Source organism: Actinoplanes aureus (assembly GCF_015704865.1).
Lineage (GTDB): Bacteria > Actinomycetota > Actinomycetes > Mycobacteriales > Micromonosporaceae > Actinoplanes > Actinoplanes aureus.
Map to the genome: position 1 here is coordinate 28,376 of NZ_JADQTO010000026.1, position 15,320 is coordinate 43,695.

At 71.6% G+C, this 15,320-nt stretch carries 15 protein-coding genes; 5 read left to right on the top strand and 10 right to left on the bottom strand.

All coding sequences use genetic code 11. From position 1 onward, the window contains the following. Nucleotides 1-2: 2 nt before the first annotated feature. The 3 genes from I4J89_RS38065 to I4J89_RS38075 are packed head-to-tail and all read right to left on the bottom strand — an operon-like array spanning nt 3 to nt 2,487. Complete coding sequence (locus I4J89_RS38065; RefSeq protein ID WP_196419048.1) at nt 3-1,106, bottom strand: hypothetical protein; 1,104 nt, start codon at nt 1,104-1,106, stop codon at nt 3-5. Beyond that, on the bottom strand, nt 1,106-2,209 hold the full coding sequence (locus I4J89_RS38070; protein WP_309238657.1) for a LuxR C-terminal-related transcriptional regulator: 1,104 nt from the start codon (nt 2,207-2,209) through the stop codon (nt 1,106-1,108). Before I4J89_RS38070 ends, I4J89_RS38065 begins: the two co-directional genes overlap by 1 nt. Next, nucleotides 2,206-2,487 (bottom strand): helix-turn-helix domain-containing protein, encoded by a 282-nt coding sequence (locus I4J89_RS38075; protein WP_196419049.1) that lies wholly within the window; start codon nt 2,485-2,487, stop codon nt 2,206-2,208. Before I4J89_RS38075 ends, I4J89_RS38070 begins: the two co-directional genes overlap by 4 nt. A gap of 344 nt (nt 2,488-2,831) precedes the next feature. On the opposite strand from I4J89_RS38075, the gene I4J89_RS38080 reads away from it, so the two are divergent. Next, complete coding sequence (locus I4J89_RS38080; RefSeq protein ID WP_196419050.1) at nt 2,832-3,356, top strand: RICIN domain-containing protein; 525 nt, start codon at nt 2,832-2,834, stop codon at nt 3,354-3,356. Between the two features lie 45 nt (nt 3,357-3,401). Here the strand turns inward: I4J89_RS38080 and I4J89_RS38085 are convergent, their stop codons facing one another. From I4J89_RS38085 to I4J89_RS38105, 5 genes are all read right to left on the bottom strand, one after another. Next, nucleotides 3,402-4,208, bottom strand: a complete 807-nt coding sequence (locus I4J89_RS38085) for an SAM-dependent methyltransferase (protein ID WP_230860310.1) — start codon at nt 4,206-4,208, stop codon at nt 3,402-3,404. Between the two features lie 71 nt (nt 4,209-4,279). Beyond that, nucleotides 4,280-5,116 (bottom strand): carbohydrate ABC transporter permease, encoded by an 837-nt coding sequence (locus tag I4J89_RS38090; RefSeq protein ID WP_196419051.1) that lies wholly within the window; start codon nt 5,114-5,116, stop codon nt 4,280-4,282. Beyond that, nucleotides 5,113-6,030: a carbohydrate ABC transporter permease gene (locus I4J89_RS38095; RefSeq protein WP_196419052.1), complete on the bottom strand. Its 918-nt coding sequence runs from the start codon at nt 6,028-6,030 to the stop codon at nt 5,113-5,115. The genes I4J89_RS38090 and I4J89_RS38095 overlap by 4 nt, the downstream gene beginning before the upstream one ends. After that, nucleotides 6,027-7,340, bottom strand: a complete 1,314-nt coding sequence (locus I4J89_RS38100) for an ABC transporter substrate-binding protein (RefSeq protein WP_309238658.1) — start codon at nt 7,338-7,340, stop codon at nt 6,027-6,029. The genes I4J89_RS38095 and I4J89_RS38100 overlap by 4 nt, the downstream gene beginning before the upstream one ends. A gap of 18 nt (nt 7,341-7,358) precedes the next feature. Beyond that, nucleotides 7,359-10,073, bottom strand: a complete 2,715-nt coding sequence (locus I4J89_RS38105; RefSeq protein WP_196419053.1) for a family 78 glycoside hydrolase catalytic domain — start codon at nt 10,071-10,073, stop codon at nt 7,359-7,361. A 162-nt stretch (nt 10,074-10,235) separates the two neighbouring features. On the opposite strand from I4J89_RS38105, the gene I4J89_RS38110 reads away from it, so the two are divergent. Beyond that, nucleotides 10,236-11,144, top strand: coding sequence for a helix-turn-helix transcriptional regulator (locus tag I4J89_RS38110; protein ID WP_196419054.1), 909 nt, complete (start codon nt 10,236-10,238; stop codon nt 11,142-11,144). A gap of 61 nt (nt 11,145-11,205) precedes the next feature. Here the strand turns inward: I4J89_RS38110 and I4J89_RS38115 are convergent, their stop codons facing one another. Then, nucleotides 11,206-11,799, bottom strand: coding sequence for a hypothetical protein (locus I4J89_RS38115; protein ID WP_196419055.1), 594 nt, complete (start codon nt 11,797-11,799; stop codon nt 11,206-11,208). Nucleotides 11,800-11,994: 195 nt separating this feature from the next. Between I4J89_RS38115 and I4J89_RS38120 the strand changes: the two genes are divergently transcribed. The 3 genes from I4J89_RS38120 (at nt 11,995) to I4J89_RS38130 (ending at nt 14,396) form a co-directional block, all read left to right on the top strand. Next, nucleotides 11,995-13,044 carry a glutamate-cysteine ligase family protein gene (locus I4J89_RS38120; RefSeq protein ID WP_196419056.1) on the top strand — a complete coding sequence of 350 codons (1,050 nt, stop codon included), beginning with the start codon at nt 11,995-11,997 and terminating at the stop codon, nt 13,042-13,044. A gap of 201 nt (nt 13,045-13,245) precedes the next feature. After that, entirely contained in the window at nt 13,246-14,052 is an 807-nt protein-coding gene (locus tag I4J89_RS51750) for an ATP-binding protein (RefSeq protein ID WP_196419057.1), read from the top strand. Continuing rightward, nucleotides 14,049-14,396: an STAS domain-containing protein gene (locus I4J89_RS38130; protein ID WP_196419058.1), complete on the top strand. Its 348-nt coding sequence runs from the start codon at nt 14,049-14,051 to the stop codon at nt 14,394-14,396. The genes I4J89_RS51750 and I4J89_RS38130 overlap by 4 nt, the downstream gene beginning before the upstream one ends. Before the next feature lie 18 nt (nt 14,397-14,414). Here I4J89_RS38130 and I4J89_RS38135 read toward each other — a convergent pair whose 3' ends face one another. Then, complete coding sequence (locus I4J89_RS38135; protein WP_196419059.1) at nt 14,415-15,296, bottom strand: LLM class flavin-dependent oxidoreductase; 882 nt, start codon at nt 15,294-15,296, stop codon at nt 14,415-14,417. Between the last annotated feature and the right edge of the window lie 24 nt (nt 15,297-15,320).

Consider the following 15,320-nt stretch of genomic DNA (forward strand, 5'->3'; position numbering starts at 1 on the left):
GGTCAGAGGCAGGAGGCGCAGACGCCGGGCGGGTACTCGGGGTCCGGCACGCGCATGTTGCTCTGTAGCGGTTTGCGTACGCGCGGGTCGTCGGTGCGGATCGGCACGAGCAGGTAGCGGTCCGGGCGATCCTTGACGATCTTCCAGCACAGGTCGTGTACGCCGTACAGCCGGCCGCCGCGCTCGCGCATCCCGGTCGCGAGGCAGATCGCGGCGGTGTTCTCGTTGACCGTGGCGCTCTTGGCCAGCGGCCACTGGGCCTGGTCCCACCACTCCATCACGATGCCCCGGTCGGACCAGTAGCGGATCGCGTGCACCTGGGGCAGGGTCTCGACCCCCGGGCAGGCGTCGACCGCGCCGGTCATCCAGACGTCGTAGCCGTTGGCCGGGTCGTCGGACGGCCCGGCGAAGGTGTCGGTGATCGCGATCGTGTGGCACTCGGACTCGTACGGCTCGAGCGGCACGGCCGGCTCGCTGATCGGGGTGTCCCGGGTGGTCCACGGGCTGCCCGGGACGTGGACGTAGGGCGACACCAGGCAGTTGACCGGGCAGAGCGGCCCGGTCGGCGTGACCCCGTCGGCCGGGTGCTCGCTCAGCGCGGCGTTGACCAGAGGATCGGTCAGCCGGACCGGGGCGAACCGGGTGACCAGGTGGTCGGTGCCGGTGCGCACCGGCCGCACGCACGCCGCGTTGCGGGCTACGACGGCGCCGTCCCGGCTGGTCAGGCCGGTGCTGACGCACAGCGCCGCGACGTCCGGCCGGATGCGCCCGAACCGGGAGAACGCCGTGGTGCCCTGCGCCGCGGCCGTCCACGGCGTGCTCATCAGGCCGATCGTCGCCCCGTCACGGACGTGGTACTGGGTGACCGCCAGGGTGGCGGCCCCGCCGCCGCAGGCCCGGGAGCGGCCGGCCACGGTGGCGTCGAACCACGGCTCCCAGAGATCGGAGTCGGGCCGGTAGACCCCGCGCATCCCGTCCAGGGTGACGGTCACGCAGGGTTCGGCGGCCGGCGCCGGAGCGGCGGCAGGGCTCGCCGATGCCGGTGCCGTGGCGGCGGAGAGCATGAGCAGGACGCCGGCCAGCCCGGCGACTATGCGGTCGATCATCAGGTTCGATCCTGTTCCGAGGTGGACAGCTGCGGTGGGCGTGCGGCGTTCATCGCGCCGAGAGCGAGGCCGAGCTGGAAGCGGTTCTCCACGCCGAGGTGGTCCATCAGCCGGCGCAGGGTGTTGGTGACCGAGCGGGCGCTGATCCGCAGCTGCCCGGCCGCGGTGACGTCGGTGTGCCCGAGGGCGAGCAGGTCGACGAGCGCCTGCTCACGGCTGGTCAGCACGATCGGGGTGACGGCGCCGACGTATGGGTCCGCCGCCACCTCCCAGTGCCGTTCGAAGAGCTCGGCGAGGGCGCTCACCACGCCGGGGTGGCCGATCTCGAGGTACCCGCGCTCGATGCGTTCCGGGTCGGCCGGCAGCAGGGCGACCGCCCGGTCCAGGACGATCAGTTTGAGCGGCACCCGCAGCGACTCGCGGATCCGGTACGCCGGATGCGGCCGTTCCTGCGGGTTCAGCGTGTCCCGGTCGGCCGGTGGCACGCCGAGCACCCGCATCCGGGTGCCCTGCGCGATCAGCCGCCGGTCCAGTTCCGCGCCGGTGCGGGCCGACTCGGCGTCGAACGCCTGCTCCGGGTTGATGGTCAGGGTCTCCTGCCGGCCGGGCAGCAGTTCGGCGTAGCGGGCCCGGGTCAGGTGCCGGGTGGGCAGGTAGCGCACCTGCTCGTCCTGCAGGCCGCCGAGCACCGGGGCGGACAGCGGCAGGGCCAGTGCGCCGAGCCGGGTGCGCAGATCGCCGACGATGCGCCGGTGCGACTCGGCGAGGGCACGCTCGTCGGCCAGCGACAACCGCCGGGTGCGCAGGGCGGCGACCACCACGTCCGGCGGCACGGCGGCCCAGGTACGGCTCCGTACGGCCTCGCCGGCCGTGACCGCGCCGGCGGACCGCAGTTCGGCGAGCGCGTCATCGATGCGGCGGACCGGCATCGCCAGCTCCAGGCCGAGATCACGGCGGGTGCGCGGGCCGAACGTCACGAGCGTGCGATAGACCAGGTCGGCGTCGGCGGAGGCGCCCCAGCGTACGAGCGACGGCAGCGCCGCACCGATCGGCAGCGTGGTGGCTGCCCGGCCGGCCCGCGCGGCGGGCACGGTGATCGTCACGGCCGGATCTCCGTGGAAGCCACCGCGCTGCCGGCGGTCTGCTCGGTGACCGCCGGGTCGGACGGTGCCTTGGGTGTGTGCGACCGGCGCAGGAAGCCGAGCGCCAGGCCGAGCTGGAAGCGGTTGGCCACGCCGAGGCGGTCCATCAGGCTGCGCAGGATGTTGGTCACCGAACGTGGGCTGATGCCGAGGCGCTCGGCGGCGCCGGCGTCGGTGTGGCCCTCGGCGAGCAGAGCGATCAGTTCTCGCTCGCGCTCCGACAACGTGATCTTCGGCAAGTCTGTCTCCATCGAGGACCGCCATCGGCAACGGGCGGCACCCCCGCCCACGCCCCGTCGCCGCACTCAACCACACCGCTGTACCGGTGACCAGACCTGCCCGTTTTGTCGCCGGTGGATCGCGGCCATGGTTGCGGAATCCCGCAAATCCGCGGTGCCCGGCGCGGCATTCGTTGACCGTCCGAAGTGCTCGCCCGCACGCTGCGATCACACGGCGGGACCACCCGCCGTGGATACGGCCCGGAGCGAGCACGGGTCCGGCATCGGCACGGGGGATGCCGGCACCGCATTGTCGCGTACCTCCGGGCCGTCATCGTGGAACTCGCCGAAATGGAGGCATGATCATGCGTGTTTCTCGGTTGCTCGCCGCTCTGGCGGTCCTCGGATCGCTGGTGCTCGCCACACCGGCGGCCGCCGCGCCGGCCGGCCCAGCCCGGGCGGCGGCCCTCGCCGGTCCGGTGATCCGCAGCCTCGACACCGACGCGGCCGGCAAATGCCTGGACGCCTACAACTGGGGTGTCGGGCCGTGGGTGCACATGTATCCCTGCCATGGTGGAGCCAACCAGGTCTGGACGTTGTACAAGGGTTACGGCAACGGCACGTTCGACGTCTTCTACACCCACAACGGCGTGAACAAGTGCCTGGACGGGGTGGCGGGGCACGGCCAGCAACTGACGGTCTGGAACTGTGACCGCAGCACCGGGCAGCGTTTCCGGCAGCGTGGCTCGGAGCCGGGGGCGATGGTGCTGGAGAGCGTGCGCTACCCGGGTCAGTGCCTGGACGTCTCGAACTGGGGCCGCAACACCGCGGTGATCCTGTTCACCTGCAACCTGGCCCCGAACCAGGCCTGGTCACGCGAGTCGCTCTGAATCCGGCCGGGACCGGGGTGGCGGCCCCGGTCCAGGCCCGGCGCGTCAGTGCTTGCGGGCGACACCGCCGTAGAGGGCGACCTGGGCGTCGGTGTACGGGGGCTCGCCCTCCGGCCGCCAGCGCTGGATCGGCACCACGCCCGGCTCGACCATCTCCATGCCGGGGAAGAAGCGGGCCACCTCCGCCTTGCTGCGCACCCGGGTGGTGACGCCCTGCCGGCGCATCACCTCGGTGAACCGGGCCCACGCCTCCGGGTCGTGGTCGCCGGTGATGTGCGAGATGACCAGGTAGCTGCCGTGCGGCAGGGAGGCCATCAGCCGGGCCACGATGCCGTACGGGTCGGCCGCGTCGTCGAGGAAGTGCAGCACCGCGTAGAGCAGCAGGGCGACCGGCTCGCGCAGGTCGAGGGTGTCGCGCAGTTCCGGTGCGGCCAGGATCCGCTCGGGTTCGCGCAGGTCGGCGTCGAGGTAGCTGGTGCGGCCCTCGCCGGTGCCGGTGAGCAGGGCGCGGGCGTGTGCCAGCACCAGGGGGTCGTTGTCGGCGTAGACGACCCGGGCGGACGGGTCGACCGACTGCGCGACCTGGTGCACGTTCGGTGCGGTGGGCAGGCCGGTGCCGATGTCCAGGAACTGGCGGATGCCGGCTTCGGCGGCCAGGAACCGTACGGTGCGCTGCAGGAACGCGCGGTTCTGCCGGGGCGCGGTCGCCGCGTCCGGGTTGGCCTTGAGTCCTTCGGCGGCGGCCGCCCGGTCGGCGGCGAAGTTGTCCTTGCCGCCGAGCAGGTAGTCGTACACCCGGGCGGGATGTGGCCGCCCGGTGTCGAGTGGTTCGACCATGATCTCTGCCCCCATCGATCAAGGATGATCGACAAGGATAGACCCCGCGCCCGATCGTGGCGGATCCGCATCACTGAACCGGCTGATCAGCCTTTGATCGCTCCGGCGGTCATCCCGGCGACGATGCGGCGGTTGAAGAACAGGAACATGATCAGCGGCGGGACGGTGACCAGCAGGATGTCCATGAACAGCAGGTGGTACTGGGTGGCGAACTGGCCGGAGAAGTTGTAGATGGTGGTCTGCACGGTGGCGTTGTTCGAGCCGGGCAGGAAGTACAGCGGGTTGACGAAGTCGTTGAAGACGGTCACCGACTGGACCACCACCGCGGTGATGATCACCGAGCGGAGCAGCGGGAAGATCACCTGAAAGAAGAGCCGTAGCGGGCCGGCGCCGTCGATGACCGCCGCCTCGTCGAGTTCGCGCGGGATGGTGGCGATGAACGCGCGGAACAGCAGCACGCAGAAGCTGAGCCCGAAGGCGACCTCGATGGCGATCAGCCCGGGCATGGTGCCGAACAGGCCGAGGCCGTCGAGGACCCAGATGGTCGGCACCACCGCGGGCGGGATGATCAGCCCGGACAGCACCAGGAAGTTGATCAGCCCGTTCCAGCGGGAGGCCCGCCGTTGCAGCACGAAGGCGACCATCGCGGCCAGCACCACCATGATCGCCACGCTGGAGACGGTGAGGATCGTGCTGTTGATGTACGCGATGATCAGCATGTAGTCGCGGGCCTGAAGCACCTCGATCAGGTTCGGCACGAAGTGGAACGACGACGGCCAGGAGAAGTCCAGCTGCGCCGCCTGCCGGGCGTCCTTCGCGGCGGTGAGCAGGATGAACGCGAACGGCACCAGGAACACCACGGCGGAGACGAGGATCGCGGCCGAGCCGATGAGCCAGCTCCTGGCTCGCGCGGTGAGCGTCACAGCTCGACCTCCTTGCGGTTGAGGAAGCGCGACAGCGGCAGCACGATCGCGGTGACCACGACGAACAGCACGACGTTGCCGGCGGTGGACAGGCCGTAGAACCCGGCCTGGTACTGCTTGTAGATCACCGAGGCGATGACGTCGGAGGTGAAGCCCGGGCCGCCGCGGGTCATCGCCCAGATCAGGTCGAACGAGCGCAGGCCGCCGATCAGCGACAGGATGATCACGGTGACCGTGGCCGGGCGGGCCAGCGGCAGGATCAGGTGCCGGAAGTTCGCCCAGGCGCCGGCGCCGTCGACCCGGGCCGCCTCGAAGTACTCCTGCGGGATGGAGACGATCCCGGCGATGTAGATCAGCGTGGCCAGCCCGACGCCCTTCCAGACGTCGACGAGCGCGACCGACAGCAGCGCGTACGAGGGATCGGTGAGCCAGCCGGGGCCCTCGATACCGACCGTCGCGAGGGTCTGGTTGATCAGGCCCTGCTCCGGGTTCATCAGCACGGTGAAGGTGAGACCCACCCCGATGGTGCTGACCAGCACCGGGAAGAAGACCACCGAGCGCAGGTAGCCGCGGGCCACGATCCGGGAGGTCAGCAGCACGGCGAGCAGCAGCCCGAGGACCACCTTGGCCCCGGAGGTGACCACACCGTAGATCAGCGTGTTGACGAAGCCCTTGACCAGGGCCGGTTCCTGGAAGAACTGGACGAAGTTGTCCAGTCCGATGAAGTGCGACTCGAACAGCGTCCACCGGGTCAGGCTGAAGTAGAACGAGGCGAACGTCGGGATCAGGAACAGGACGCCGTAGACGATCGCGGCGGGCAGGTAGAACCAGTGCGGGTACGGGCTGCGGACCCGCGCGGGGGGCGACCCGGTGTCCCGGGCCGTCCCGTCGCGGGTTTCCAGAAGAACGCTCATGACCAGCCCGGCAGGCCGAGCTGCTGGGCCTGCTTCTTGACGTCCTCGTCGTACAGTTTCGCCCCGTCGGGGGCCTTGCGGATGCCGGAGCCCACCTCGACGCAGATCTGCTCCAGCGCCGGGCCCTTGACCGGGGAGAGGAACTCCAGCGCCAGGCTGGAGGCACCCGGCTTGTCGATGTAGGTCTGCATGTCCTTGACCACCTGCGGCACGTCGTCCGGCAGGGTGCAGCCCTGCACCGCGAACGGGCCGTTGATCACGGTGGCGTTGGCCTGTGCGGCGCATCCCTCGGGGCTGGCGATGAAGGCGAGGAACTTCCTGGCGGCGTCGAGTTTCTCGCCGGTGGTGCTGGCCGGGATGTAGGCGCCGGCGGGCGCCCAGACGGTGAGGCCGTTCTTGGCGGCGTCGTCGCCGGGGATCGGGAACAGCCCGATGGTGTCCTTCTCCTCGGGGAAGGTGCCGAGGAGCTGGCTGATGATGCCGGACAGGATCGGGTAGTGCGCGCCGGTGCCCTTGGCCAGCTGCTCGACGGCGTCGTTGAGCTTGGCCGAGGCGAAGTCCTTGTTGGTGTACCCGGCGGCGTGCACCTCCTGGAGGTGCTCGAACCCGGCGAGCGCGGCGGGGGTGGTCGCGTACTTGGCCTGGTTGGCGGTGTACTTCTCGGCGAAGTCGGGCTGGGCGGCGGTGACGTTGTGGAAGTCGCCGAGCACGAACAGCTGTGACGTCCAGGTCTCGCCGTACGACTGGATCACCGGGGCGACGCCGGCCGCCTTGAGCTTGGCGTTGTTGGCCATGAACTCGTCCCAGGTCGTCGGGACTCGCAGGCCGTTCTTCTGGTAGACCTCGCGGTTGTAGAGGATCGCGCCGGCGTTGTAGGTGCCGAACGGCGCGCCGAACAGCTTCTGCTCGCTGGTCACCGAGGTCTTGAAGTTCTCGTCCAGCTTCCCGGCCCACGGCTGGTCGTCGACCGCGACCAGGTTCTTGGTCGGGGCGAGGGCCTGCATCAGCGAGCCGGAGTTGTACTGGAAAACGTCGGTCATGTCGCCGGTGGACAGCCGGGTCTTGACCAGGTTGTCGCCCTCGGTGCCCTGCGGGCGGGTCTCCACCTTCACCACGATGCCGGGGTTCTTGGCGTTGAACTCCTTGGCCAGGCCCTCGGCCATCTTGCTGTTGGTGTCCGAGTTGTCGACCATGAACGACAGCGTGACACCGCTGCCGTCGTCGTCACTGGAGCCGAGGCTGCCGGCACTACAGCCGGACAGCGCGAGGGCGGCGGCCGTGAACGCGGCCAGGGCTATCTTGAGTCTCACTTCTTCCTCCAGGGGGGTTCAGGCATCGGTGCCGGGCAGCAGCTCGGCGAGACGGCGGCGCAGGTCCGCGGCGCCCGGCGCGAAACCGGCCGCGGTGAGGGCTTCGATGAGCTGCTCGGCGGGGGCGTCCAGGTAGCGGCCGAGCCGGGCCGCGACCGCCGGTTCGCCGGAGGCGGCGCCGGCCTCCACCGCGGCGACGACCACGGACTGCCACAGCGGTTCGCGGTCGAGAACGTCACGCACGGTGACCAGGGGTGCGTCGGCCACCGGGTCGGCGACGGTCCAGGAGTGACTGCCGTGCGCGACGGTGACCGGGTCGGCGCCGGGCAGCCGCACGGTCGCGGTGCTGCCGACCGGCACGCGCAGGTCCAGGTGGAATTCGCCGCCGGCCCGGCGCCAGGAGACCTCCGCCGTTCCGTACGGGGTGAGGTGGCGCGCCGACGCCGAGGTGAGGCCGTGACCCGGCACCGGCGCCACCAGGATCTCCCGGTAGCCGGGGGCGGCCGGGGCCAGCCCGGCGACCCGGCGGTGCAGCCAGTCGGCGACCGCACCGAGCGCGTAGTGGTTGAACGAGGTCATCTCCCCCGGGTTGATCGACCCGTCCGGCAGCATGCTGTCCCAGCGCTCCCACACCGTGGTCGCGCCCATCGTCACCGCGTACAGCCAGGACGGGCAGCCGGTCTGCAGCAGCAGCCGGTAGGCCACCGCGGACTCCCCGGCGTCGGTGAGCGCGTCGGCGATCAGCGGGGTGCCGACGAAACCGGTCGCGATCCGGAAACCCGAGGTGCGTACCAGATCCGCCAGCCGCCGCCCGGCTCGCTCACGCTGCCGCGCGTCCGGCAGCAGGGCCCAGTTCAACGCCATGGCGTACGCGGTTTCGGCGTCACCGAGCACGCGGCCACCGGCCGTCACGTATTCGGCGGCGAAGGCCTCGCGCACCCGGGCGGCCAGGTCCGCGTACCGCCGGGCGATCGCGGTCTCGCCGAGCACGGCGGCCGCCTCGGACAGCACCTGCGCCGAGCGGGCCAGGTGCGCGGTGGCGATCACGTCGGCGTCGGTGCGAGCCTGGAACGGGTTCTCCGGCGGCGCGGCCGGGTCCAGCCAGTCGCCGAACTGGAACCCGCCGGTCCACAGCAGGTCGTCACCGGCCAGCTCGGCGATCTTGTCGACCCAGGCGCGCATGCTGGGCAACTGCCGGGCCAGCACCTGCCGGTCACCGGTACGCCGGTAGACCGTCCACGGGACCAGGGTGGCCGCGTCACCCCAGGCCGCGGCCGCCGGTGACTGGTCGCGCAGCACGTCCGGCACCACGAACGGCACCGAACCGTCCTTGTGCTGCTCGACGGCGAGATCGGCCAGCCAGCTGGTCAGGAAGCCGGCGGTGTCGTACAGGAACGCGGCGGTCGGCGCGAACACCTGGATGTCACCGGTCCAGCCGAGCCGCTCGTCGCGCTGCGGGCAGTCGGTCGGCACGTCCAGGAAGTTGCCGCGCATGCCCCACACGACGTTCTCGTGGAAGCGGTTGAGCAGCTCGTGCGAGCTGTCGAACCAGCCGGTACGCCGCAGGTCGGAGCCGACGACGATCGCCTCGACGTCCTCCGGGCGCAGATCGCCGGCGCCGGTGATCTCGGCGTAGCGGAAGCCGTGGAAGGTGAAGCAGGGTTCCAGGGTGACCTCGTCCGGGCCGGCCAGCACGTACGTGTCGGTGGCGGCGGCGGTGCGCAGCGGGCGGACCCCGAGTTCGCCGTTCTCGAGCACCTCGGCGTGCCGGACGGTGATCTCGTGGCCCTCGGCGTGGCCGCGGGTCTTGAGGCGTACCCAGCCGACCAGGTTCTGACCGAAGTCGACGAGGGTGCCGTCGATCTTCACCGCGGGCAGCACGCCGGTGACCCGGACCGGCGGCCCGTCGGCGCCGACGAGCCGGCCGAGATCGGCAGCCACCACCTGGACCGGGTGCGCCTGTTCCTCGTTTTTGCGCAGGTCGGTGCGTTGTCCGTCGTACAGATCATCGGTTTTGATCGCACTGGGCGCGTCCTGCCACGTCTCGTCGGTGACCACCAGCTGGGTCGTGCCGTCGGCGAACGTGAGCTCGAGCTGCGCGAGCAGCGCGAGCCGGTCGCCGTAGAGGGCGCGGCCCTGGGCGAAGCCCAGCCGGCCGCGGTACCAGCCGTTGCCGAGCAGCACGCGCAGGCTGTTCTCGCCCGGCCGGATCTGGTGGGTGATGTCGTAGACCTGGTAGCGCAGGCGGCGCGGATAGCTGGTCCAGCCGGGGGCGAGCTCCAGGTCGCCGACCCGCTCGCCGTTGAGTTCGGCCCGGTAGAGGCCGTGCGCGGTGGTGTAGAGGCGGGCCCTGGTGATCTCACCGGTCACCGTGAACGCCTTCTGGACCGCGTTGTCATCCTGCCCGGTGGGGCTGATGAACCGCGCGGTCCAGTCCTCGGCGGCGAACAGGCCCGCCTCCACAGTCTTGGGATCGCTCCACTCGCTCCAGCCGCCGTCGCCGCGCACCCGGACCCGCACCTCGGTGTGCTCGCGCGAGCGCAGCGGCGCGCCCGGCCACGGCACCAGCACCTGCTCCGCCGACTCCACCAGGTGGCGCTGGTCGCCGACGGCGATCTCGTAGGCCTGTTGCCGCCAGCCCGGCTCGGCGTCCTCGACGATCCAGGACAGCCGCGGTGCCGGGGTGTTGACGACGTCGCCGTCGGTGTGGTGTTCCAGGCGCAGGACCAGCATGGGGCTCCTCGATCAGGACGATGTGACTCTGCCCGGGGCGTTACCCGTGGGTTAACACGGTGTTGCGGGCGCAGCTCCATCGTGGTTCCGGCGCACCGGCGTCGATAGGCCAAGCTGCACCTGGCCTAGCACGATATTGACCTGACGTGGTTTGGTGTCGGGATGAGCGAACCTCCCGTGGGAAGCGATCGCGGCCTGCTGTACTTCGCCGACGGGTCGCTCGCGTACGCCGGGCACTACATGCACCAGGACCGGCACCCCGATCACACGCACAGCTTCCTGGAGATCGCCGTCATGGTCGGCGGAGCCGGACGGCACCGGTCCGTGCTCGGCGACCAGCAGCTCAGCATCGGCGACGTGGTGCTGTTGCGCCCCGGCGTCTGGCACGGGTACGAACAGTGTTCCTCGCTCGACCTGTACAACTGCTGCTTTTCGGTTGATCTGCTGCATCGCGAGCTCGCCTGGACCCGGGAGGATCCGCTGCTTGGCTACCTGCTGTGGACCGGGCCGTACGCGATGCAGCGCCGCGGCATGCTCACCGCCCACCTGTCCGGCTCCGAGCTCGCGGAGTGCATCGAGCACCTGGACGCGCTCGACAAGCTGCGAGCCCATCCGGTCGGGGCGCACCGTGGCGACATCATCGGGCGGCTCACGCTGTTCCTGTCGGTGCTGGCCCGGGCGGTGGCCGGGGAACAGGCGAGCGCACCGACCCATCCGGCCGTCACCCAGGCCATGCGGCTCATGGAGGCCGACCTGGCCCGCCGGTGGTCGCTGACCGAACTCGCCGACCATCTGGGGCTGAGCGCGGGATATCTGGTGCGCATCTTCAAGGCGACCACCGGGTTGCCGCCGGTGGCGTACCTGTCCCGGCACCGGGTGGAGACCGCGGCGAACCTGCTGCTGCACACCGATGAACCGATCACCCAGATCGCGCAGGACGTCGGGTGGCCGGATCAGAACTACTTCGCCCGGCGGTTCCGGTCGCACTACGGGTTGAGCGCCTCGACGTACCGGGCGCGGTTCACGCACGGGACGGTACGGCTAGGGGCCACCGGCAAGCCGATCCACTGAGCCCTACGGCTGGGGCCGGGAGGTCTCCCGCCCGGCCCCAGCCATCCCCCGATCCCCCCGGTCAGTGCAGCGCCCGGCTTCGCAGCGGGGCGCTGGGTGCCGCTACCGGCTCGCGCCGGGCGGTGCGGCCGGCGCCGCGTGCCAGCGGCGCCAGAGCGGCCAGCAGCAGCAACGCGGCGAGTGGGAGCAGATCGAGGTGCACGGTGACGGCCACGATGCCGGCGCCGAACAACAGCGGGCTGCGGACCGGCACCGCGCGGGCGGCGACCAGCAGGCCCAGCAACGTCAGCATGCCCAGGGTGAACGCCATCGGGCCGGCCGCCTCCAGTGCGGCGGGCAGCGGCATCGCCTGCCGGAAGCCGGGCGACAGATCGCCGGTGATCACCCAGAGGAAGCAGGCCACGCCGAAGACCGTCACGGCGGCGGCGACCGAGGCGACCCGCCGGGCGCCGGCCGGTGCCAGCGCGACCAGGCTCGCCGCGAGCACGCCGAACAGGACCATGGCGGCGAAGAACGCGAGGTGGCCGAGGTTCCAGGCGAGGCCGGGGCCGCGGTCGCCGTCGAAACCGTCGGCCAGGCGCAGCACGCCGTAGGCGAGCAGCAGCAGCGGCGCGTCCATGGCGGCCTGGCGGACGGTGACGTTGTTCGATGACATGAGCCGACCGTACGGCCGTGGCGGCGCGCTGGAATACCGGCGGTTTCCCTGCCTGTCCCCCCATCCCGCCCTCGGGGACCACCCTCACCACCTCTAAGGCATCCTAGGAACCTATCTCAATCGCGGTAACGTGCCTCACTCCTATCGAATCGGTAGGACTGATATGCTCGCCGCCCCAGGACGAGTGAGGCGCCCGTGACCACCCAGACCGAACAGGCCGCCGAGAGCTTCATCGCCGGGCGCGCGTTCACCACCGGCCTTCCCGGATTCGTCGGCATCGCGGTGGACCTGCTTCTCGATCCGGCCGGTGCGCCGGGCGGCCGGCGGCCGCTGCGGCACGGTTTCCTGGACACCCGTTCGCCGCGGCTGATGGTGGTCAGCGGGCCGCCCTCCCCCGGGCTCGACGTGGCCCTGCGGCGGATGAGCGACGACCTGGCCGCCGCCGGCCGCATCGCCGAGCAGCACCGCCTGACCGTCCTGCCGCTGGCCACCGGCACCGCGCACCCGGAGGGCCCGGCGCACGCGCTCGGCACGGCCACGGCCGGCGTCCGAATCGGTCTGGAGGCGGGCCTCGACGACGGCGGCCCACTCGGCCTGCGCCGCCGCTGGGCCCTCGCGCACACCCTCGCCCCGGTGCTGGCGGCCGCGTTCGCGAACTCGCCGCTGCGCCACGGGCGGCCCACCGGCTGGCGCAGTGTCCGTACCGCGCTGCGCCGTGACCTGCCGGTTCTTCCCGCCCTCGAGCCCCGGGCCGGCTGGGCGGCGTACGCGATGGACGCTCCGGCCGCGACCGGCCGCTCCCTGCGGCAGTGGATCCGGTCCGGCGGCCGGCCGGCCCCGGCCGACCTGGACCGGCACCTGGCGGCGCTGCGCCCGCCGGTGGCCGCCCGCGGTCACCTGGAGCTGGATCCGGCCGACCGGCAGCCGGGCGCCGGCTGGCGTCTGGTGGCCGCGGTGACCACGGTGCTGCTCGACGATCGGCGTGCGGCCGAGCAGGCCTGGGCGGCCACCGCACCGCTCGCCGGCGAAGCGCGCCTGTGGGAGCGGGCCGGGCGCGACGCGCTCACCGATCCGGTGCTGGCCGCCGCGGCACGCGACTGCTTCCTGGCCGCGTACGCGGCCCTCGCCCGCCAGGGCGCCGCCCGGGAGTTGCGCGATGCCCTGGCGGAGTTCACCGACCGGTACGTGTCCCGCGGCCGCTGCCCCGCCGACGACGTCCTCGACCAGGCGACGGCCAGCCCGTGAGCGCTCGACGACCGCGCGTGCCGTTCGCGGTAGCCGTCACGGTGAACCTTCGCCGAACAGTTGTGACCATGGGATGCCGGTTGCGACGCTCGAAGTAACGCGCCGCACTCTCCGCGGTGCACCGATCGGTGAGGATTACTGGTAGTGGATCCTCGTGGGCCTGATGGTTTCTTCGGCCGGGCGGGCCTGGCGATGCCGCGCGTGCGCTCGCCGTATCTGTTCGACCGGTTCGAGGACGGAGAGGACGAGGGTGTCAGCGTCACGCTGGACATCGAGTCGTCGACGGTCACGCTGGCCGTCCACGGCCTCTGGGGACGCACCCGGCAACGCGACGTGTACGTCGCGATCCGTAAGTGCCTCAGCGAGCACCCGAACAGCCTGGTCATCGACCTGGAGAGCCTGCGGGACCCGCACGCGGCGAGTGTCAGTACCTGGCTCATGGCCCGGCGCCTCAGCGCCAACCTGAATCCGCCGGTGCGGGTGCTGATCTGTGTTCCCCAGGGCACCGCGCTCGCGGCCCGCCTGGACCGGATGGGCGCACCACGATTCCTGCCGACGTTTCCCAGCGCGGCGCAGGCACACGCTGCCGCGTCCGAGCCGTCACCGCCGGCCGACCGGATCCGCCTGCGGCTCACCCCGGCGGCCGACGCCGCGGCGCGGGCACGCGCGGCCGTCACCGACGCGTGCACCGCCTGGCACCTGCCTGAACTCGCCGACCGGGCCCGGCTCGTGGTCTCCGAACTCGTGGTCAACGCCGTGGACCACGCCGGCACCCCGATCACCGTGGTGATCGCCCGGCGCGGCACCGCGATTCAGGTGATGGTGCGCGACAGTGGTCCGGCCCTGCCGCACCGCTTCGGCGTATCCGAGGCGCCGCCCGGTCAGATCCCGGTGAGCGGGCTGGGCCTGGTCGCGGTGCACGCGGCCGCGACCGCGTGGGGGGCGATGCCGACGCACGACGGTAAGGCGGTGTGGGCGACGATCCGGCCCCGGACGGCCCGGCGATGAGGACCTACGCGAACGGCCCGGTCGGCAACGATCCGGTGATGCCCGCCATCGTCGCCGAGGTGCACGGCGACACGCTGACCCTGCGGCTCACCGGTGACATCGACGCGTTCACCGCGCCCGCCCTGCTCGAGCAGGCCCACCTCATCATCAAGACGGGCTCGGCGAGTCATGTCGTCGCCGACCTCGCCGAGGTCACCTTCTGCGACGCCGCCGCGATCCGGGCCCTCGACGGCCTGGCCGTGGCCGCCGCCGACCGCGGCGGCAGCCTGCGGCTGCGCGACGCGCAGCCGCACATCCGGTGGCTGTGTCTCCAGGTCGGGGCCGGCGACCTGCTCGCCGACTGAGGCGGCCGGCGGATCGGGTCAGCCGCGGACCAGGCTCAGGACGGTGTCCATCGCCTTGAACCGGGTGGCGCCGGTGCCCAGCAGGCCGTCCGGGACGATCAGCTCGTCGAGCCCGCCGGCCCGGTACTCGGCGATCGTGTCGGCCAGCCGCTCGGGCGAGCCGCCGATGACAGGCACCGGCAGGTTCTCCGGCAGCGGGCCGTCGACCACGATCAGCGCCTGGGCGGTCCGCGCGATCGTTCTCGGGTCCCGTCCCAGGTCGGCGCAGTGGCGGTCGAGCACCGCCGACTTGTGGGCGATCAGATCCGGGCGGCCCCAGGCGTTCCACATGTCGGCGTACTCGGCGACCACCCGCAGCATCCGCTTCTCCCCCTTGGCGCCGATCAGGATCGGCAGCGGGTCCTGCACCGGCTTGGGTTCACAGACCGCGTCGGTGAGCGTGTAGTACTCCCCGTGCAGCGTGGTGCGGCTCTCCCGCAGCAGGCCACGGAGCACCTGCAGGGCCTCCACGAAACGGTCGATGAGCTTGCTGACCGGGGGCAGCTCGATGCCGTACTGCTCGTGCTCGTTGATCTGCCAGCCGGCGCCGACGCCGAGGACGAAGCGGCCGTTGGTGATCTGGTCGACGGTCGCCGCCATGTTGGCCAGCACCGCTGGATGCCGGTAGGTGTTGCCGTAGACCAGCGTGCCGACGCGCAGCCGCGGGACGGTCGCGCCGAGAGCGGCGATCAGCGAGCCGCACTCCAGCACCGGGTGGTCGGCGCCGAGCGTGCCGCCGGCGTTCGGCATGAAGTGGTCGGCGACGTAGACGCCGTCCCACCCGGTCTCGGCAGCGTGGCGAGCCACCTCGAGGACGTCACCGTACGGTTGTGCCGCACCCGGCCAGATCGAGATTCGCATGCCGTTCAGCCTGCCATCGGGGCA